The sequence below is a fragment of the uncultured Campylobacter sp. genome (genome assembly GCF_938041645.1).
Taxonomy (GTDB): domain Bacteria; phylum Campylobacterota; class Campylobacteria; order Campylobacterales; family Campylobacteraceae; genus Campylobacter_B.
In genome coordinates, this window is record NZ_CALIST010000042.1 from 1 (window position 1) to 1,115 (window position 1,115).

A 1,115-nucleotide genomic window follows, 5' to 3' on the forward strand; every position below is an offset into this window, starting at 1 on the left:
CCGCCGGTCCCGCGGCCAGGGCGGCCAGGGCGGCCAGGGCGGCTGGGGCTTCGTGGGCGGTCTAGTCAATATCGCAAGCGGCAAATCGACGCTGGGCTACAACATCACATCCGAGGACGATCCAAAGGCCGTGAAAGTCGCCAAAAGCGTCAAAGAAGCCGCGAAAAACTATCTCCCGACGCTTACGATCGGCAGATATGGGCAGCAGCTCGGCGAGCAGGCTCTTAGCGACATCACGGGCGACAAGGATTACGCGCCGAAAGACTACAACAAGGACGAGCTGGGATACGCGGGCATCCTAAAGCGAGGCGTGGGCGCGCGCCGCTTCAATCAGCAAAAGGAGCTCAACGCCGAACTCGGCAAGCTACGCAAGCAGCGTGAGGAGCTCGAATACGTCAAGGTACCCGATAGCAAGGACGCCGACAAGGTCGAAAAGGCGGTCAAGCACAATGAAAAACTCGAAAAGATGAGCGCTTCAGAAAAAGCCGAAAAGCAGAAGCAGATCGATCGGAAGCTTGAAATTTTTAAAGAGGTGGCGGACGCGGAGGGCTTCGAGTTTGACGTGCAGAGCCTCAAACGGCTACACGACGAGAAAAAGCAGCGTAAATTTGCGCCTAAGAAATTCGATCCCGCGCTAATCTCCCGCCCGCAGATCGGGAAGTTTTCGCGACAATAGCCTGCTACGGCGAGGTTGCGGCGGCATAAAATTGCGGGCAGTCTCAGACGAGATCAGGCAAGCGACGCGATTTTACGGCGATGCGCTTTGTCTGCGGGCTCGCAGCAGTGCCCTCGTCCGCGGGCTCGCTATGGCATGAGCTTGCGACCGATCCCGCAACTTCGCGAGGGTTTGGCTAGACCTGCGCGATCTGCCGCGGCGAGTTTATAAAATTTAGGACGCGCCGCCATACAATTACCGCGCTCAAGGGGTCCTCTCTCCTCCTTGGGCGCTACATCAAAGAGAGAGAAGGAGAGAGATGCAAAACCAACGATTTCAAATTTTCAAGAGTTTTCTAAAATGAATATTGCGACTATCTTTTCAGGCATCGGCGTAGCAGAGATGGCGCATCGCAAGGTTTTCGGCTATAGCGGCACGATATTTGCTTGCGAAATTGATA

The 1,115-nt window shown here is 55.6% G+C and carries 1 protein-coding gene; it reads left to right on the forward strand.

Going from position 1 to position 1,115, the window contains the following annotated elements; translation table 11 throughout:
- A partial coding sequence (locus Q0600_RS06490) for a hypothetical protein (RefSeq protein ID WP_298758308.1) occupies positions 1-676 on the forward strand: 676 nt, incomplete at its 5' end.
- Positions 677-1,115 lie beyond the last annotated feature (439 nt).